The organism is Devosia oryzisoli (assembly GCF_014837245.1).
Lineage (GTDB): Bacteria > Pseudomonadota > Alphaproteobacteria > Rhizobiales > Devosiaceae > Devosia > Devosia oryzisoli.
Window position 1 is genome coordinate 49,183 of the sequence record NZ_JACYFU010000004.1, and the last position, 18,970, is coordinate 68,152.

Sequence of the window (18,970 nt, forward strand, 5' to 3'; positions counted from 1 at the left end):
GGTTGTCTCCGAAAAGGATCAGTAGTCCCGTTCGTAGAACACACCGACACTCGAATTGCCATCCTGCCCTGCGGCGCCCTTGACGACGAGATCGTCGGTGACGTCGAGGTTGATGGTGACCTTCGAGTTGCCGTTCGCCCCAGCGGTGACGCCGAGATAGACGTTGTCCTGGATGTAGGTGCCGGCCTTCACGCCGACATTGCCCTGCGCATCTGTGACCACATCGAGATCGGCGAGACCGGCCGCGCCGCGCAGGCTGTCGACGAGCCCGCCATTGCCGCCCCCGCCCACGAGCTCGGCGGCAGCCGCCGCCAGCTGTGCCAGCTGGATCGGGGAAAGTTCGCCCATGCCGCGCTTGAAGATCAGGCGGCTCAATACCTCATCCTGCGGCAGGGTCGGGTTCGAGCTGAAGGTGATGTCGGGCTCCGAGACGCGGCCGGTGACCGTGATGAACACCGTGATGTCATCGGTCTGGGTACGCGCCACGAAGTTGAGCTGCGGATCGAGGTCCCCGACCAGCGTCACCGTCCCGCTCTCGAAATCGAGCCGTTGGCCGAGAATGGAGAGGCGGCCGCGATTGAGCGAGAAGGCTCCCACTGGCTGGATGTTATTGAGCGGGCCGGTCAGGCGCACCGAACCACCCACTTCCGCGTCGAGGCCGCGACCGCGGATGAAGATCTGGTTGGGGGCGTTGAGCTGCACGTCGAGCAACAGGCCGGGCGAACGAGTCTGCGGCACCGGAGCACCGCCTGCATCCACCTTGGCCCTCGCCAGGGTCTGCGCCACGTCGCGCGGCGTCCGCTTGTGCCGCACATCGATCAGTTGCGCCCCGCCGCCAAGGCTTTCCGGCACGGTGATGTTGGCCTGTTCGACAAACACATCGCCCGAGAGCAAGGGCGTGCCGGTGAGATTGCCGGTCAGCCGCAGCCCACCCGAAACGGTCGCCACGAACAGATCGCCATCGGCATAGCGCGCTGAGTTGAGGCGCACCGAGACGTCGGCGGGCATGGCGCCCGTGATGCCGATGCTGCCCGACGCAGAGACACTGCCGCCGGTTGCAAGATTGGCGGTCAGTTGTTCGATAGTGGCCCGATCGCCCGCAAGGCTTGCCCGCCCGGTGATATTGGTAAGCCGCAGGTTCAGTTCAGGGTCGACATAGCCCGCCCCGCTGGTGGAGACCGACCCGCCGAATTGCGGGCTGGTGAGGCTCCCTTGGACGCGGGCGTCGATGGTGATGGTGCCCGAAAACTGACCGCCACGATCGGCAACGAAGCGATTGGCCAGACTCAAGGGCGCCGACCCGGTCAGCGCCAGTGACACGCCGGGTCCGGCAAGCGGCACGCGGCCGGAACCGGAAACCGAGAGTCCGCCCGCGCCGTTGGCGGACACTGCATCCAGCGTCACCACCTGGCTGCGATAGCTGCCGGAGGCGGACAGGTTCAGCGGCGCAATGCCATAGGAGGAGATGGACGCGGCATTGACGCCACTCGCCCGCGCCTCGAAATTCACCAGAGGATCGGCCGCGCTGCCGGAGATCGTCGCGCGCCCGTTGACCGTGCCGGCCAGCCCCAGGCTCGGCATGACCGCATTGGCGATGGAGAGCGGCAGATCGGAGATGTCCACGACGACGTCGAGCTGGTCGCCGGCATTGCCGCTGGCCGTGATACTGCCCGAACCCACATTGAAGCGCACGGCATCGAGCGACACCGCGTGGCCGCTGACCACCAGCCGCGTCGGGGTGGCAAGGCGCGCCGAAAGTGTACCCTGCGTCAGGGCGGCGCGATCGAGGGCGAGGCTATAGCCGGTCTCGATCGGCGAGAGCGCGCCGGCAATGTCGACATCGGTGCCCGTTGCGAGAGCCGCCTGCGCATCGAACTGCGTAGTGTCCCCGCTTTGGCTCGCCTTGGCCTCAAGCGTGTTGATGGTGACGCCCCCGGCGACAACTTGCTGCGCCGTGGCCGTGCCGTTCACGACGGGCACTGCGAAGAGGTCGGAAACGGTCGCGGCGATATCGGCGCGTCCCACGGCAATGCCGTTGATCCTAAGATCGGCGGCATTCGCGGTGACCGCTGCAGTTTGCTTGCCGTTTTCGGGCGTCAGCACGACCGCCGCATTGACCGAACCGGATGCTTCACTGAGCAACAGCGCTGCGGCCAGGGACACGTCGGGCGCGGCCACGTCGATCCGCCCATCCAGGAGGCCGGTCTCGACGGCCCGCGTGATCGCGCCGGTGAGGCGCGCGCCGGCAATGTCGAACTCAAGGTCGGACAGCGCCTGCTGCGTCTCGTCGGCCGAGAAATTGGTTGCCAACTGCGCCTGATAGCCATCCAGCATCGCAGAGCCGGTGACGTCGCCGGCCGTCTTGCCGTCCAGCACCGAGGCGGCCACAGCCAGCTTGCCATCGCGCAGCGTACGACCGGCAAGACGGCCTGACGGAACAGTGCCGTCGAGCACCAGCATCAGGGGCTGATCGGCGCCGGTGGAGCGCGCCGAGCCGCGCACGGAGAGCTTGCCGCTGGCCTGGTCCGAGATCAGCGCCAGATCGGCGAGATCGAGCGCGACGGTGAAGTCCGATGCCTCGCTGGCGATCGTGCCATCGGCATTGAGCTGCACCTGGGCGTTGGCGACGCGGAAATCATCGGCCGAGATGCCGGCTTCGGTGCGCGCCAGGCGACCGGAGAGGGAGACCGTGCCTTCGAGCAGCCGATCGGCCACGGCATCGTCAACGGTGAGATCGCGTCCCTCACCGTCGAAGATCAGGTCGAACCCACCCGAGAGCGGCATGACCTGCCCGCTGGCCGTGAGCGTCAGTCCGCCGCCCAGCTGCCGGCCGGCCAGCAGCGAGAATGGCGCAATGTCGGAGGTCTCGACGCTGATATCGCCGTCAAAATCGGTCCCGTCGATCTGGCCCTTGGCATCCAGAGCCAGCGCGGCGCCGGCGATGCGGAACTGGGCGAGTTGGATCGCCTCACCGGCGTTCCACAAACCGGCAATGCCCAGGCCGACGCTGTCGCCCAGGGCCGCTTCGATGGCTGGATCGGCGACGATGCCCGACAGCGTGCCATCGCCATTGAAGGTGACCCGGCGCGTGGCGGGATCGTTGATGTTTTCGGCGACGCCACCCACCGAAAGGGCGAAGCGGTCGGCGGCAAACTGTGGCGTCGACAGCCCGTTCACATCAACAGTGGCCGACCAGTCGCCGCTGTCATTGGCGCCGAAGTCGATGGCCACTCTGGCGCCGTCGACCTTGGTCGCGCCGCCCGGGACGGGCAAGGTGACCGCCGTACTGGCCGGATCGGCGATCGTGGCATCAAGCTTGAGGCGGGACAGAAAGTTGTCGCTCGTGGTGCGGGCCATGCCCGAGACCGACAATTGCCCGCCCGAGAGGGTGAACTGCGAAATGTCGAGCCCACCGTCATCACGCACCAGCGCCTTGGCGCCGAGCCGCGTCTCCTCGCCAAAGAACGGACGGTAGGGACCAGCAATCAGCGTCGACAGGGGGCCGGCCAGTTCCGTCGACACGGCGTAACCTTCCGGCTGCTGACGGATCGTGGCGCTGCCACCCAGCGCTTCCCGCCCGTCCGCGCGCAGATGCAGCTCGGTATCGAGATTGGCGACCGGGCCGGTGCCCTTGAGGGACAATTCGACCGCCGGGCGTCCCTCGATGTTGAGAAGATTGGCCAGGACACCGTTTTCAGGTTCATTGAGATCGAGCGCAAGATCGAGGACTTGGCTCTCGTTCTGGTAGCCGACATCGAGGTTGAGCGTGCCACCGGGACCGTCAAGACGCTCGATATCGAGCTTGGCATCGAGATTGCCGCCTTCGAGCGTCATGGCCCCCGCAAGCGAGATTTCCGAGCCGAGGCCAAAGACGCTGGCGCCGAAGCTGACGCTGGGCACCGCCAACTCGCCGATCTCGATGGCGACGGGGAACTCGGGCACTTCGAAACCGGTGGCCTCCGGCGGGGGCAGATCAACGGCTCCCTCGGCGGGAACAGCATTGCGGATGTACTCGATGGAGCCCGCCTTGAGCGAGCGCACCTCGAGCCGGCCGGTGAACAGCGCCGCCTGGTTCCAGTCGAGCGCTACGTCGTTGATGCGCAGCCAGACGCCTTCCTGATCGGCGATGGTGATCTGGCGGATCGAGACGTTCGAGCCCAGGGCGCCGTCGATATTGGAGATGCTGATCTGCCGCTCCGGTGTCGACAACTGGTCCTGCACCAGATTGGTGAGCCAGCTTTTCTGCTCTTCATTGCTCATGGACTGCACGTCCTGAGCAACAAGCGCCACCGGCACCCCGACCGCAGGAAGGGCGATGGCGGCGGCCAGAAGCAGCCGGCGCGGCTTGCGCAAGGGGTTGGGGACAAGCTTGGTCATCAGAAGGCCTGCCCTATGCCGGCGTAGATCGCATAGTCCGGGTCGCCCGGCCGTTTGTTGAGCGGCAAGGCCACATCGAGCCGCAGCGGCCCGAGGCCGGTATAGTACCGGATGCCCACGCCTGCCCCCAGGCGCAGGTCATCAAGGCCTGGGAACGTGTCTGCGGCCACATAGCCACCGTCGAGGAAGCCCACGACGCCGATATCCTCCGTCACCTTGGCGCGCGCTTCGATCGAGCCTTCCAGAAGATAGCGTCCGCCGGTGACGATACCAGAACCATCGTCGACGCCGATCGACTTGTAACCATAGCCCCGCACGGAGCCGCCACCGCCGGCAAAGAACAGCTTGTCGGGAGGAATTTCATTGAGCGAGGGGCCAACGAGCGCGCCGGCCTTGATGCGGCCTGCAAGCACGAACGCGTCGTCGGGGTTGAACCCGAAATAGGTTCGGCCCTCGATGACGAGTCGAGCCCCCGGCTTGCCGCCGAGGAGGTCCACGAAGGGTTCGACATTGGCCGAGGCGTAAAAGCCCTCGGTGGGGTCAACCGTGCTGTCGCGGCCATCGTAGGTGGCGCCGGCGTAAAGACCGGCCGTGGCAAAGTCGCGCGTGCCGAAATCGTCCTCGAAGCGGGCGCGCTTGAAGGTGGCGCCACCCTCGAAGGTGATCTCGTCGGAGAAGTAGTGCGTCAGGCCGACCTTGGCCGAAGCGGACGTTTCCGAATAGGTCGGATAGAGCGTGCGCTCGGCCGAGACGGCGGCGACCAGATCGGTATCAGGTGACAGGAAACCCGGCTTGGTGAAGGTGCCGCCGACGAAATAGTCGAACTCTTCGGTGTTGACCGGATAGCCGATGCTGGCAACGCGGGCGTCAAGCCGAAGCCGTTCGGCCTGGCCGAACAGGTTCCGCCAGAGGTGATAGGCTTCCAGACCCAGCCCGTCGACCGTGGAATAGGTGGCGCCGACACCAAAACGGCGGCCGGGTAGTTCATCGACCAGAAGCGTGTACGGCAACAGCCCGTCGCTGCGCACGGTTTCCGCGGCTTCGAACCGGGCCGAACTGAAGACCTCCAGCCGATCCAGCCGCTTCTGCGCCCGCTCCAGCGTATCGGGATCGTATTCGATGCCTGGGCGGAGGCCGGTCTGCCGGGCGACAAACTCCGGGTTCATGCGCTCGGTGCCTGAAACGGTGACGGGCCCGAAGGCAGCATAGGGGCCGGGGTTGATCGTGATGGTGGCGTCGACCGTGTTGGTTGCGTGATCCGCGACCACGTCGCGCGACACGATTTCCGCCTTGGGATGGCCCTGCTCGCGCCAAGCCTGCAAAGCCAGTTGTTCGGCCGCCAAGATCACAGATGACCGCGCGACCTCGCCGGCGCCATAGCCGCGCATCACCGGAAGCTCGACCTGGTCGTCCGGATCGCTGGTCGGCGGTGCCTGGTTGACGATGGCGACGTCGTTGAAGGTGAAGAGCGGCCCGGCCGTGACGACGATGGTGACCGGCACGGGATCGGGGAGGTTCACGTCGGGCGCCAGATTGGCGGCCTCGCTGTTGCCGATGCGGATGCTGACGGTACCGCCGTAATAGCCCTGGTTATAGAGCGCGGCCAGCAAACGGCGATAGTCGCCCTTGGCCTTGGCAATCAAACCGGCAGCGCCCGAGGCCGGTTCGTCCTGGTCGCGCATCAGGGCCGAGGCGTCCCGCAGGGCACTTTCCACCGTACCGCCCTCACTGGAAGTGAAAGTCACGGTGTAGGGTTGAGGATCGACGATGACCGCCTCTGCGTCCTTGTCGGACTGGTCCTCGAAGAGCGTGATGCCCAGAAATTCGAAGGCAGACACCGGCGCAACCGCGACAGCCAGCGCGGCCGCAGAAATGCACAAGGCGCCAATACTCGTTACCAGACGCGCGCTTTGCAGTGGTCCATCCTGCCCGTTTTACGCTTCAACCAGAAAGCGAAGCGTTAGATTGCCCCACGGACGGAAAGATTGCGTTAAACCTGCCGTCCCGCCACGACCGGCGAGGACACTCCTCGCCACAATGGCGTCAATTCGAGGGCAAGTTTAGGCTGGGCATGCCCAAAGGACCACCCGCTTTGTGCCTCCGTCGGGTTTTGCGCCTCAAGACGTTGCCGGATGGTCACGCCGGCCCCGAACTCCGGGCACCTCCGGCCAGTCGAACGTCGAGGGTTGAAGTGATCGTCCGAACTGGGAATTGACGTGGCGCCAGCCGCCGGGCCAGTTTGCCCACAGCACTCCCTCCGTAGGACCGCCCATGTACACGCTTCTCGACCCCAGGAACTTCGTTGTCTTCATCACCGGCGCCACCTCCGGTTTCGGAGCTGCGGCGGCCCGTCGCTACGTGGCGGCAGGTGGCAAGGTCATCGCAACCGGGCGCCGGGAGGATCGGCTCGCGGGCCTGCAGGCCGAACTGGGAGCGGACAATTGCCACGTCATGACGCTCGACGTGCGCGATCGGGCCGCGATGGAAAAAGCCGCGGCGGACATTCCCGCGCCCTTCGCCGGCATCAACATCGTGCTCGCCAATGCGGGGCTGGCGCTGGGCCTGCAACCCGCCGCCGAGGCCGACCTCGATGATTGGCAGACGATGATCGACACCAATATCTCGGGCCTTGTCTACACGGTGCGGCTGCTGCTGCCGGGGATGATCGCGCGCGGGGGCGGGCATGTGGTGACGCTGGGGTCGGTGGCCGGCGAATTCGCCTATCCGGGCGGCTCCGTCTATGCCGCTTCCAAGGCTTTCGTGAAGCACTTTGCCCTCGCCATCCGCTCGGATCTGCAGGGCAAGAACATCCGCGTCACGGACATCGAGCCGGGCCTCACCGAGACCGAGTTCTCGCTGGTTCGCTTCAAGGGCGACGAGGGCAAGGCCGCGGCCCCTTATGCTGGAACCATGGCCATGACCGCCGAGGACATCGCGGAATCGATCTTCTGGGCCACCAGCCTGCCGGCGCATGTGAACGTCAACAAGATCCAGCTCATGGCCACGACCCAGGCTATCGGGCCGTTCGACATCTATCGCGACAAGCCCAACGGCTGATCGCGCTAGAGATCGAGAAACCGCACCGTGTCCGGGTCGAGCGGAATGCCATTGGTCTGCCGCTCGGCCAGTGTTGCCCATTCCCGGTCGCCCGGCGCCATGACCTTGCCACCAGGTCGGGTTGTCGAGGCGCGCAGGCCAGCGAGGTAGGTCGTGATCGCGGCGCCGAACACGGCGCTGCCGGCGAACTTGTCGGGATCAATGACCAGCACGAAATGCCCCATGTTGCGCGGCGTCGAGATGTCGGTGCCGCCATACATGGGGATGAAATCGGGATCGAGCGTGGTGCCGGTCAACAGCGACGAAAACAGCGTCGCGACGCCCGCCAGCCCCGCTCCCTTGTAGCCGTAATCGACGCCACCCAGCGGCAGGAGCAGGTCCGCTGCATGCGGATCGGTCGTGGGAAAGCCGTCGGGCGTGGCGGCGACGCCTTCGGGGAGCTCCTGGTCGAGCGAGCGGTGCAACAGGACGCGGTTGAGCGGGATCGATGAGGTGGCCATGTCGAGCAGCCAAGGTCGCGCATTGGGCACCGGCGCAGCAAACGCCAGCGGGTTGGTCCCATGAAATTTCTGCGCCCCGGTATGGAGGGCCACCATGGCGTCGGTATTGGTGGTGGCGAAGGTGACAAAGCCTTCTTCGGCGCCGGCCAGCGCGTAGGCTCCCGCTGCGCCCAGGTGGGAGGAGCGACGTATGCCGACCGCCCCGACGCCCGCTTCGCGGGCAAGCGCCATACCCACCTCCACCGCGTGATAGGCGGCGTAGTGCCCGAGGCCATCATCACCATCCACCATCGCGCTGCCTGCCCCGCGATGTTCGAAGCGCAATTGCGGGTTCTTGTTGAGCCGCCCGCCGTCGAGCATGCGGCAGTAATGCTCGGTTAGGCGGACGCCATGGCTATCAATGCCCAGGAGAGAGGCATGCAGCATGGCCCGGATTGCCGCTCCCCGCGACGCTTCGCTCGCGCCGGCAGCTGCAAGGCGTGTCTCGACGCGCTCCCGCACAAGAGCCTCGGCAAACCTTTGAGACGATTGATCCACGCTGTCCTCCCCCTTCGTGGCGCCTTCCATGCCACGCGTGGATGACGATGTCCGCAACTTTGTACTGGCACTCGGCGGCTGCCGCATTATTGTAGCAGCATGCGCAACACCCTAGACTCCATCACCCGCAATCTCTGGCACGTCGTCGCCGCAACCGACGAGTTGCCCATCGGCCTTGTCGAGACGACGACCCTGCTCGATACCCCGCTGGCGCTGACCCGCGGCCTTGATGGTGAGCCTGTGGTCTGGCTGCGCCGGGACGAGGAGCAAGGCGAGGAGATCGACGCGGAAACGGTGCTGGAGCGCCTGCCGGTCAAGACCGCCTATGGCTACACCTGGACCTGCCTGGGCAGCCCGCCTGCCGAGCTGTTCCCCATTCCCGAATTTGCCGAGCCCGACCGCGTCAACATGAGTTGCGGCTCCATCGGCATCCACGTGTCGGCACCGCGCGCCGTCGAAAACTTCCTCGACATGGGCCACTTTCCTTACGTGCACACCGATATCCTCGGCTCCGAGCCGCATACCGAGGTCAAGGAATACGACGTTGAGGTGTCCGAGGAGCGCGATGAGGTTCTGGCGACCCGATGCCGCTTCATCCAGCCGCGCGCCGCCAAGTCGGCCACCAAGCCGATGGAAGTGGAATACGTCTATCGCGTGCCCCATCCGTTCTGCTCGGTGCTCTACAAGTCATGCCCGGAGGACGAGACGCGCCAGGACGTGATCGGTCTTTTCCTGCAGCCGGTGAGCGAGGAGCGCTGCCGCGCCCATCTCCTGCAGTCGATGATCGACAGCACCTCCACGATCACCGACCTGCGGCGCTTCCAGCAGACGATCTTCGGCCAGGACAAGCCGATCCTCGAAAACCAGTATCCCAAGAAACTGCCGCTCGACCCGCGCGCCGAGACGCCGATCCGCGCCGACAAGAGCGCCATCGCCTATCGCCGCTGGCTGAGCCAGAAGGGGATAACCTATGGGGTGATCCCGCAGGCGTCTTGAGCGTAACAATCACCGCGTCATTCCCGCGAAAGCGGGAACCCCTGTTTACGGAACTTCGGTTGAAACGGAGGTTCCCGCTTTCGCGGGAATGACATCGGGACCAAATCAAAGAGCCTCGTACGCCAAGGCTTTGCAACTGACCTCATCCGATCGTGGCGCGATCAAATCCCGGATGGATCATGCCCCTCAGCCTCTCAGACCCCACCTGGTACCCCATCGCCTCGAGCGAGGATCTGCCGTTCCGCCATGTCTACCAGGGCCAGTTGCTCGGCCGGGAACTGGCGGTTTGGCGAGCCGATGACGGCACGCTGAACGTCTGGGAGAACCGGTGCCTCCACCGCGGCGTGCGGCTCTCCATCGGCATTAATGAGGGGCAGGAACTCAAGTGCCAGTACCACGGCTGGCGCTACGCCAACGGATCGGCAGGCTGCACCTACATTCCCGCCCACCCGGCCGATGCGCCGGCCCGCCGCATCGAAAACCGCAAATACCCTGTCAGGGAAGCTTTCGGCCTCGTCTGGTCGGCTGCCAATGACGACCAACCCTTCAAGCCCTTCCCGGATGCGGAGGCCAAGGCGTGGTTCCCCTTGCGGCCCCTGCCGGTCAATGCGTCGCCGGACGATGTGGTGGCCGGGCTGGCGCGTCTGGCGCCCGATGACCAGCCCGCGGACATGCTGCCCGGCATGGCCGTGCGGCTGGAAACGGCCATCTACTTCGTCCAGCCCGTGGACAGCGGGCGCTCGGTCATCCGTGGTTTGCTGGCCGAAAAGCCTGCAAACGAGATCGCGGCGCTGCGGCACTACAACGAGATGCTGACCAAGCTGCGCGACCGACTGGAAAAGGCCGCGGCCCGCAAACCCGCACCAGAGCCTCTACAACCCAGCTTCGAGAAGGTGTCTGTCGATCTTGCGACCATGCCCGACATTGCCATCCCCAGAGGCACCACGTTTCCCGTGCTGGTCAAGCGCAAGTGGCAGAGCGCGGATGGCGTAATCGGCTTCGAACTCGCCGACCGCGACGGCAAGCACCTGCCGACCTTTCAGCCCGGCGCCCATATCGACGTGCACCTGCCCAACGGGCTGGTTCGTCAATACTCCATCACCAATGGCCCGGGCGAGCTGATGAGCTACGTCATCGGCGTCAAGCAGGAAAGCGCCTCCAAGGGCGGCTCGAAGGCGCTGGTGGAGACGGTCCGGGAAGGCGATGTGCTGGCCATTTCCGAGCCGCGCAACAATTTCCCGCTGCGCCGCGACGCCACCCGTACCGTGCTGATCGCCGGGGGCATCGGCATCACCCCGCTACTCTCAATGGCGCGGTTCCTCGACAAGTCGAGCCTGCCCTACGAACTGCACTATTTCGTCCGCAGCGGCGAAACGGCCGCCTTCCGCAGCGAACTCGAGGTCCTCCACGGAGAGGTCCGGACGCATATGGGCATCGGGCGCAAGGCGATCCGCAAAGAGGTCGAGGCGATTCTGGGGCTGCACGAGTTCGCCAACCATGTCTATATCTGCGGCCCCGGCCCGATGCTCGAGATGGTGCAGGACGCCGCCGCAGCGCTGGGCTGGCCGGATGAGGCCATCCATTTCGAGTATTTCCGCAACGACAAGACGATCGATGCCTCCTCGTCTTTCGAAATCGAACTCGCGCGCTCGGCCATGACGCTCCATGTGCCCGCGGGCAAGACCGTCCTCGAGACCATGCGCGAAGCCGGCCTTACCGTGCCGTCATCGTGCGAACAGGGCGCCTGCGGCACTTGCCTGACCGGCGTCATCGAGGGCGAGGTGGATCATCAGGACGTCTACCTCAACAAGTCCGAGAAGGCCTCGAACAGCTGCATGATGACCTGTGTCAGCCGCGCCAGGTCACACCGTCTGGTGCTCGATATCTGATGATGCAGACGACCATCCGCCTCCACCCCTCCATCGTCATCACCCGGCTTGACCGGGTGATCCACCTTTCCGCGCGCACCGAAGCCTCCACATGGATGGCCCGGTCGCGCCGGGCAATGACGGCCGAACGGAGGCCGCTGGCATGACCATCACCCTCTACGACTTCGAACTCTCGGGCAATTGCTACAAGCTTCGGCTGCTGATGAGCATCCTTGGCGTGCCGTACGACATCGTTCCGGTCGATTTCTTTCCCGGACGCGAGCACAAGTCCGACGCCTTTCTGCGGCTCAACCCGTTCGGGCAGTTGCCGGTGCTGAGGGACGATGACCTGACGCTCTCGGACTCGGGAGCGATCCTGGCCTATCTGGCGCGCAAGTACGATGCGTCGGGCCGCTGGTTTCCGGAGGCGCCCGATATTCTGGCGCAGGTTCTGCGCTGGCACGCCGTGGCCGACGACATCACGTCAACGGCATCGGCCGCGCGACTGGCGCTGAGCTTCGACTACCCGTTCGATGTCGCTGCCTGCCAGAAAGGAGCGCATCGCATTTTCCGGCTGATCGACGAACATCTGTGGTTCGGCGAAAAGGCCGGGCGCGACTGGCTCTGTGCGCCCGATCATCCGACCACGGCCGACATCGCCTGCTTCCCCTACATCATGCTTTCAGAAGAGGGCGGAATCTCGCGCCAGGACTACCCGGCCCTGCGCCGCTGGACAGACCGCGTACGCCGCATTCCCGGCTTCGTCGTCATGTCCGGCATCTTTCCGGCCGGCCCGGCCAAGCAGGATTAGCGCGGGCATTTTCATACCTGCCATGCGAAACCTCTCGGCTGCTCCCAAGTTGGTCCCGGTTCGGTCGACGAGGAACCTCCATGGCAGATTGGGAAACGGCAGCACGAAACCTCGTTCTTTGGCTTCCTGGCTGGCTGGTGAGCCTTGTGCTGTTTGGCCTAGCGATTGTCGTGGCGATGTGGACGGGTAGCCTGCTGCACAGTGTGCTCACGCGTATGGTCGAACGGCGCGATCTGTTCTGGCGCTCGATGGTAAAGCGCCTGGATTTGCCTTTGCGGCTCGGCTTGGCGGTCACGTTCTGCGCGCTGGTTTCCACGATAGCGCCACTGACGCAGCGCCAGGGGGACTGGGTGCGCCACGCCCTTCTAATCGGGATTATCGTGCTCGCGGTCCTCGCCGCGCGGACGGCAATCCACATCTGGATCACGCTCTATCTGCGGCGCTTCAAGCTCGACAGCGAAGACAATCTTCTCGCGCGCAAGCACGTCACCCAGTCGCGGATACTGGAGCGCGTGGCCGTAACGCTCCTGATCATTGTCGGCGTCGCGGCCGTTCTGATGACCTTCGATGGTGTTGCGCAATACGGGGTGAGCCTACTCGCTTCGGCGGGGGCCGCCGGTCTCGTCCTCGGCCTGGCACTTCAGCCAGTGCTGAAGAACCTCTTTGCCGGCATCCAACTCGCCATCACCCAGCCGATCCGCATCGATGATGCGCTGCTGGTCGAAGGTGAATGGGGGACGGTCGAGGAGATCACCTCGACCTACGTCGTGGTCAAAATCTGGGATCTGCGGCGACTGATTGTGCCGCTGAGCTACTTCATGGAAAAGCCGTTCCAGAACTGGACGCGCGAAGGCGCAGCGCTGATCGGCAACGTGATGATGTATCTGGACTATTCGGTGCCGGTCGACGTGATCCGCGACAAGGTCAACGAGATCGTGCGGCATTCGCCCAAATGGGACGGCGAGGTCGCTGCCGTCCAGGTGACCGATTTCCACGAGGCGACGGTTGAGCTGCGTGTTCTGGTCAGTGCCCGCAACGCGGGTAACGCCTTCGACTTGCGCTGCGAGGTGCGCGAGAAACTGATCGCCTTCCTTCAGGCCGAGTACCCGCAGTCCCTGCCGCGCGTCCGCACATTGCCGGTCGACCGCAGCCCGTCTAACGATGATGCGGCTTCGGGCGCTGCTGCCAGTGCGCAGTTCGATGGCTAGACAGTCCCATCGGGCGGATAGCGATGTGTGCCACCCTGCCAATCGCGGACCGAGAAGCCGCCATCGGCTGGCTCGATAGTGGGCGCTGCGATGGGCGCCTTGCCATGGCCACCGGGGATGTCGAGCACGTAGACCGGCTGGCAGAGGCCCGAGATGCGTCCGCGCAGCGCCGCGACCAGCGCCTGCCCCTCCGCGATGGAGAGGCGAAAATGCGCGGTGCCAGGGGCGAGGTCAGGGTGATGCAGGTAATAGGGCCTGATGCGGTTTTCGACGAAGCCCCGCATCAGTTCGGCCAGCGTCTCCACAGTGTCGTTCACCCCCCTCAGCAGCACTGTCTGGCTGATGAGCGCGATGCCTGCAGCCGTCATCCTGGCGAACGCGGCGCAAGCCGCCGGCGTCAACTCCCGCGGGTGGTTGGCGTGGACGGCCAGATACGTCGTCTTGCCGCTGGCAAGAAGGGCCCTGACCAGTTCGGCATCGACCCGCTCGGGCTCCACGACAGGAACGCGGGTGTGAAAGCGGACGATCCGCAGATGGGGGATAGCGGCCAACCGCTCCATCAGGTCCCGAAGCCGGCGCGGCGACAGGACCAGGGGATCGCCACCGGTGAGAATGACTTCCCAAATCTCGGGGTGCTGCGCGATGTAGTCCACCGCCGCGTCCAACTGCGGCGCTGTCAGCGTCCCCAGCCCTTGCGGCCCCACCATTTCGCGGCGGAAGCAGAACCGGCAATAGACCGGGCAGACATGGACCGCCTTGAGCAGAACCCTGTCGGGGTAGCGGTGCACGATGCCGTCCACAGGCGAGTGCGTGAGGTCACCGATCGGGTCGGCACGCTCTTCTGGCGTGATCTGGAGTTCTTCGACGCTTGGCAGGAACTGGCGAGCGATGGGGTCATCGGGATCGGCCGGGTCCATCAGCGCAACCATCGCGGGCGTGATGCCGACGGCATATTTTTCGGCGACGGCATCGAGGTCAGCACGGTCACTGAGACCGGCGGCTTTCAGGTCAGCGACACTTTTGAGGACTTTGGATGTGGTGGTGCGATTCATGCAGCAGGGTCCCCACACTCACCAGCGGGCCCCTCACCCTGTACGGGGGAGGCTGTCGACTGAGACACCCCTAACAAGTCAAGTCTCATTCGACCACCGGCGCCCAGAGCACCGCCTCGATCCGCTGCGCTCCGGTCGCCAGCATCACCAGCCGATCAAAGCCCAACGCGACGCCGCTGGCTTCCGGCATCAAATCCAGCGCTGCCAGAAAATCCTCGTCGATCGGGTACTGCTCGCCGTAGAGCCGTTGTTTTTCCGCCATCTCGGCTTCGAACCGCCGCCGCTGCTCGTCCGGGTCAGTCAATTCACCAAAGCCATTGGCAAGCTCGACGCCACAGGCGTACACCTCGAAGCGCTCCGACAGCCGGGGGTCGCCGGGGACGCGCCGAGCCAGTGCTGCCTCGCAAGCCGGATAGCGGTCGAGCACGGTAATACGCCCCTGCCCCAGATGCGGCTCGACATAATCCACCAGCAAGCGGCTGAAGAGATAGCTCCAGCTATGGTCTTCAGGCACCGGCATGTCCTTGGCCAGCATGATGGCGGCCAGGGCCTCTCCATCCGGCACGCCCGAAGAGTCCATGGTGGGCAGAAGATCGACGCCGGCATGGGCGCGGAAGGCTTCAACCACCCCGATATGCTCGACATCCGCGAACGGGTTGCACATCCGGTCGCGGTAGACAAAATGCTCGATGCCGGTGGTCCTCGCGGCCAGCCGGATCAGATCGACGGTATCGCCGATGATGACACTGTAGACCTCTCCCACCCGGTACCATTCGAGCATGGTGAATTCGGGATGATGCAGCGCGCTGCGCTCGCGATTGCGCCAGACATGCTGCAGGCTCGCAATGCGCCTCTCCCCGGCCGCCAGCATCTTTTTCATGGTGAATTCGGGAGAGGTGTGCAGGTACATCGTCTGCCCTGCCCCTTCATTGCCGATCATGGTGGTGGCAAAGGCATGCAGGTGCGCCTCGTTGCCCGGCGAGCGCTGGAGCCCTGGCGGATCGACAACGAGAAAACCCCGCTCGACCAGCCACGAGCGCACGGCGGCATCGATGCGCGTGCGCGCCAGAAGAGCCGGCCGCCGGTCCTCATGGCGCCGCGGATGCCACCAGGGAGACGCCGATGCGGGAGGAGCTGTCATGCGGGTTTGTTGCCGTCCGGTCTGGCGAAATGGCGCGGAATAGGATATCGGGCGCACGACACAAGAGCTTTTCGGCGCGGACGGCCCTGCCTCTAAACCGCGCCCGTGATTGGAACAAGGAAGAAATATGGTCAAGGTCATCGCATCTTCGCTGCGCAAAGGCCATGTCGTCGAGCAGGACGGCAATCTGCATGTGGTGCTTACCGCCGAGAACGTGCACCCGGGCAAGGGCAATTCGGTGACCAACGTCACCATGCGCCGCATCTCCGATGGGGTGAAGGTGATCGGTCGCTGGCGCACCGTCGAGATGGTTGAAAAGGCCGATGTCGACGACCGCGAATATGATTACCTCTATTCGGACGGCGAAGGGCACCACTTCATGGAGCCCTCGACCTACGAACAGATCACGGTGCCGGACGATGTTATCGGCGACCAGAAGGCCTACCTCACGGACGGCATGAAGGTGCACCTGATGACGCATGAGGGCGTCGCGCTTTCGATGGAACTGCCGCAGCGCCTGACCTTCGAAATCGTCGAGACCGAGCCCGTGGTGAAGGGCCAGACGGCGTCCTCCTCCTACAAGCCCGCCCTGCTCAACAACGGGCTGCGCGTCATGGTGCCTCCGCACATCGACGCGGGCACACGCATCGTCATCCTGACCGACGACAATTCCTACGTCGAACGCGCCAAGGACTGATTGCGGCGCTTCTGGAAGAGTACCACCACAGAACAAAAACAGGCCCCCGCGGGGCCCGTTTCCTATTTCTCGTCAAGGTCATTCTCGGCCGCCAGCCAATGCAGGTCCGCACTATCGGGCGGAGTGCCATCGGCGAGCCACCTGTCATAGGCGAGCTGTCGCTGATGCATCTCCTTGGCCTTCAGCCAATATTCCATGGCCCGGCCGTCCGGGTGCCCGTCCTGCTCCCAAAGGAAAAAGGCGGTTTCCCGAATACGCTCGGCCAGTGCGGAATTCTTCCGCATCAGCGACCTCGCGATCAGGCGGCCTTGGCGTTGACGACGGACGTTCCGAGCTTGGTGAGCTTCTGGTCGGTCGCTTCTTCTTCCTGCAGCGTTTCGCCGAGAAGCTGAGCGGCATCGGTGTAGCCAAGCTGCTTGGCCCAGGCGATCAGCGTGCCGTAGCGGGCGATCTCGTAGTGCTCCACGGCCTGCGCCGACGAAACGAGACCGGCGTCGAGAGCGGGAGAGCCCTTGAATTCTTCCATGATCTCCTTGCCTTCCTCGATAATGCCGAGGATGGCGTCGCAGGTCTTGCCACGAGCGGGCTTGCCGATCAGTTCGAACACCTGCTGCAGGCGTTCGATCTGGTTTTCGGTTTCCGCATGGTGCTGCTCGAAGCCCGCGCGCAGCTCGTCGGACTGGGCGGCCTTGGCCATTTTCGGCAGGGTCTTCAGGATTTGCCGCTCGGCGTAATAGATGTCCTTGAGGGTATCAAGAAACAGGTCTTCCAGTTGCTTTTCAGCCATCGTTGAGCTCCGGATTGAAAGAGGGACGCTGGCCGAAGAACGGGGCTTGGCGCCCGGAGTTCCGCGCCGCCCGATCCCTGCCGATTCATTTCTGGAATCGTGGCGCCACCTATCCGTCGCGTTAACCTGCGTCTATCCCACCATGCCGAACCGCTCCGTGAGCCAGGTCATTTGCTGGCGGTCCTGGTAGGGTCCACCGCCTTCGTGATTGTTGAATTCGTATTCGACGACCGACTTGTCCTCACCCGCATGTGCCCTGTAGGCAGCGTAGACGGTGGAGGCCGGACAGATATCGTCCATCAGGGCCACCGAATAGAGCGCGGCCGCCTGGCTCTGCCGGGCAAAGCAGACGCCGTCGAAATAGCGCAACGTTTCGAACACCATCTCCCGCTTTTCACGGTGCTGGGCAAGGAAGCGGACAATCTCGAGATAGGGGTCACGGGCGGCCATGCGCACGGCACGTGGGAAGTCACAAAGGAACGGCACATCGGGCATCACCGCCTTGACCCGGTTTTCGATGCCTGCGACTGCCAGCGAGATGCCCCCGCCCTGGCTACCGCCACACACCGCAATGCGGTCTGAATCGACGAAGTCTAGCTCGGCCAGCGCATCGATTGCGCGGACGCCGTCAGTAAACACGCGGCGATAGTAGTAGTCGTTCCGATCCAGCACGCCCTTGGTCATCATCCCCGGTATCTGCGACGTGCTGCCAACGGGATCGGGCGTCGCCCCGGTGCTCCAACTGCTCCCCTGGCCGCGCGTATCCATGCGGAAATAAGCAAAGCCAGATGCTGCCCAGTGCAGCAGTTCATGCGGGAAGCCGCGCCCGCCACCATAGCCGACATACTGTACGAGCAGGGGGAGCTTGCTGGCCCGCTCGCGCGGCAGGACCAGCCAGCCTTTGACAGGGTGGCCACCGAAACCGGGAAACGTGACGTCGAACACGTCTACAAGCTTCAGGGTCGTCTCGGCCGCCACCATCTGCATCCGCCCGCCGACGGCCCGGCTCTCCGCCAGCGTCGACTGCCAGAACTGGGCAAAATCTGCGGGCGTGACGACACTGCTTTCATAAGCGTCGAGCAGCGGGTGGACAAGGTCGGGAAACGGCATGGAGAAACTCGTGGGGTGCAGCGTTGCAGTTGAGAGAAATCTGCACCGGCAAGGGCGGAATGACCACCGGCCCCACAGGCTTACGCACTGCTATTGCACGCCTAACACCTGCTCGCTGTCCAACCTGCGGGTGGCATCGTAGTGTTCCCGGGCAGCTTCGGCGTTGCCACTTTCGATGGCCTGGGCCACAAGGACGAACAAGGCGGCAGACCGCTCGCGGTACTCCGATGCCGGTATCGCCTCCTCACGCGTCAGCGCCAGCGCCAGCGTCAATTCCACCACGCCAATCACGGAACGGAGCAGCAGGTCCTGGCTGCTTTCGGCAATGATGCCGTGAACCTCCAGTGCCGCCAGGCCGAACTGTTCGAGGCTGTCTCCGGCCGTCTCCATCTGGTGGCACCAGTATTTGAGAAGGCGGACGTGCTCGGCCGTGCGGTGCCGCGCGGACAACTCCACCATGGGCTTTTCCAGCACCCCCCGGGTGCGGAAGAGGCTCTGGTAGAACTTGCGGTCGGGCGGCGCCTCGAAATGCCAGGCGAGAACCAGTGGATCGAAGAAATTCCAGCGGCTGCGCGGAGACACCCGTGTCCCGACCTTGGGCCGCGCTTCCACGAGCCCCTTGGCCTCGAGCGTCTTGAGCGCTTCGCGCAAGACCGTACGCGAGACACCATAGCGCTCCATCATCTGGGCGTCGGTCGGCAACACCGAACCGATCGCGAAGGCACCAGTGACGATCGACTGGCCGATTTCGTTGATCACGAAGGTATGGAAGTTGCGTGCGGCGCGCCGGCCCGAAAGGGAGCGGATGAGGCCGCCAGTTTCGATCATT

16 protein-coding genes are annotated in these 18,970 nt (G+C 64.5%); 7 read left to right on the forward strand and 9 right to left on the reverse strand.

What is annotated here, in order from left to right:
• Positions 1-18: 18 nt before the first annotated feature.
• Positions 19-4,377, reverse strand: coding sequence for a translocation/assembly module TamB domain-containing protein (locus tag IC608_RS14750; RefSeq protein WP_191777079.1), 4,359 nt, complete (start codon positions 4,375-4,377; stop codon positions 19-21).
• Complete coding sequence (locus tag IC608_RS14755; protein WP_248306425.1) at positions 4,377-6,257, reverse strand: autotransporter assembly complex protein TamA; 1,881 nt, start codon at positions 6,255-6,257, stop codon at positions 4,377-4,379. The genes IC608_RS14750 and IC608_RS14755 overlap by 1 nt, the downstream gene beginning before the upstream one ends.
• A 391-nt stretch (positions 6,258-6,648) precedes the next feature.
• Between IC608_RS14755 and IC608_RS14760 the strand changes: the two genes are divergently transcribed.
• Positions 6,649-7,434 carry an SDR family NAD(P)-dependent oxidoreductase gene (locus IC608_RS14760; protein ID WP_191777081.1) on the forward strand — a complete coding sequence of 262 codons (786 nt, stop codon included), beginning with the start codon at positions 6,649-6,651 and terminating at the stop codon, positions 7,432-7,434.
• A gap of 5 nt (positions 7,435-7,439) precedes the next feature.
• On the opposite strand, the gene IC608_RS14765 is transcribed toward IC608_RS14760, so the two are convergent.
• Positions 7,440-8,501 carry an Ldh family oxidoreductase gene (locus tag IC608_RS14765; protein ID WP_191777084.1) on the reverse strand — a complete coding sequence of 354 codons (1,062 nt, stop codon included), beginning with the start codon at positions 8,499-8,501 and terminating at the stop codon, positions 7,440-7,442.
• Positions 8,502-8,570: 69 nt separating this feature from the next.
• Here IC608_RS14765 and IC608_RS14770 point away from each other — a divergent pair, with 69 nt between their 5' ends.
• The 5 genes from IC608_RS14770 to IC608_RS14790 all read left to right on the forward strand — a co-directional run bounded on the left by IC608_RS14770 (position 8,571) and on the right by IC608_RS14790 (position 13,354).
• Positions 8,571-9,467 carry an aromatic ring-hydroxylating oxygenase subunit alpha gene (locus IC608_RS14770; RefSeq protein WP_191777086.1) on the forward strand — a complete coding sequence of 299 codons (897 nt, stop codon included), beginning with the start codon at positions 8,571-8,573 and terminating at the stop codon, positions 9,465-9,467.
• A 179-nt stretch (positions 9,468-9,646) separates the two neighbouring features.
• Complete coding sequence (locus IC608_RS14775; RefSeq protein WP_191777095.1) at positions 9,647-11,356, forward strand: Rieske 2Fe-2S domain-containing protein; 1,710 nt, start codon at positions 9,647-9,649, stop codon at positions 11,354-11,356.
• On the forward strand, positions 11,356-11,502 hold the full coding sequence (locus tag IC608_RS14780; protein ID WP_191777097.1) for a hypothetical protein: 147 nt from the start codon (positions 11,356-11,358) through the stop codon (positions 11,500-11,502). Before IC608_RS14775 ends, IC608_RS14780 begins: the two co-directional genes overlap by 1 nt.
• Positions 11,499-12,146, forward strand: coding sequence for a glutathione S-transferase family protein (locus tag IC608_RS14785; RefSeq protein WP_191777099.1), 648 nt, complete (start codon positions 11,499-11,501; stop codon positions 12,144-12,146). The genes IC608_RS14780 and IC608_RS14785 overlap by 4 nt, the downstream gene beginning before the upstream one ends.
• An 80-nt stretch (positions 12,147-12,226) precedes the next feature.
• Positions 12,227-13,354, forward strand: coding sequence for a mechanosensitive ion channel family protein (locus tag IC608_RS14790; protein ID WP_191777101.1), 1,128 nt, complete (start codon positions 12,227-12,229; stop codon positions 13,352-13,354).
• On the opposite strand, the gene IC608_RS14795 is transcribed toward IC608_RS14790, so the two are convergent.
• Both IC608_RS14795 and epmA read right to left on the reverse strand, forming a co-directional pair.
• Entirely contained in the window at positions 13,351-14,406 is a 1,056-nt protein-coding gene (locus IC608_RS14795; protein WP_191777103.1) for a lysine-2,3-aminomutase-like protein, read from the reverse strand. The two genes, IC608_RS14790 and IC608_RS14795, sit on opposite strands and share 4 nt — an antisense overlap.
• An 85-nt stretch (positions 14,407-14,491) precedes the next feature.
• The gene (gene epmA / locus IC608_RS14800; RefSeq protein WP_191777105.1) at positions 14,492-15,547 is read right to left on the reverse strand and encodes an EF-P lysine aminoacylase EpmA; all 1,056 of its coding nucleotides are present in this window, start codon (positions 15,545-15,547) and stop codon (positions 14,492-14,494) included.
• A gap of 127 nt (positions 15,548-15,674) precedes the next feature.
• Here epmA and efp point away from each other — a divergent pair, with 127 nt between their 5' ends.
• Positions 15,675-16,244: an elongation factor P gene (efp, locus tag IC608_RS14805; protein WP_191777107.1), complete on the forward strand. Its 570-nt coding sequence runs from the start codon at positions 15,675-15,677 to the stop codon at positions 16,242-16,244.
• A gap of 62 nt (positions 16,245-16,306) precedes the next feature.
• On the opposite strand, the gene IC608_RS14810 is transcribed toward efp, so the two are convergent.
• From IC608_RS14810 to IC608_RS14825, 4 genes are all read right to left on the reverse strand, one after another.
• Complete coding sequence (locus IC608_RS14810; protein WP_191777109.1) at positions 16,307-16,528, reverse strand: DUF2934 domain-containing protein; 222 nt, start codon at positions 16,526-16,528, stop codon at positions 16,307-16,309.
• Between the two features lie 14 nt (positions 16,529-16,542).
• Complete coding sequence (locus IC608_RS14815; protein ID WP_191777111.1) at positions 16,543-17,031, reverse strand: YciE/YciF ferroxidase family protein; 489 nt, start codon at positions 17,029-17,031, stop codon at positions 16,543-16,545.
• A 132-nt stretch (positions 17,032-17,163) separates the two neighbouring features.
• Positions 17,164-18,141 carry an acetylxylan esterase gene (locus IC608_RS14820; protein WP_191777113.1) on the reverse strand — a complete coding sequence of 326 codons (978 nt, stop codon included), beginning with the start codon at positions 18,139-18,141 and terminating at the stop codon, positions 17,164-17,166.
• Positions 18,142-18,231: 90 nt separating this feature from the next.
• The gene (locus IC608_RS14825; protein ID WP_191777115.1) at positions 18,232-18,969 is read right to left on the reverse strand and encodes a FadR/GntR family transcriptional regulator; all 738 of its coding nucleotides are present in this window, start codon (positions 18,967-18,969) and stop codon (positions 18,232-18,234) included.
• Between the last annotated feature and the right edge of the window lies 1 nt (position 18,970).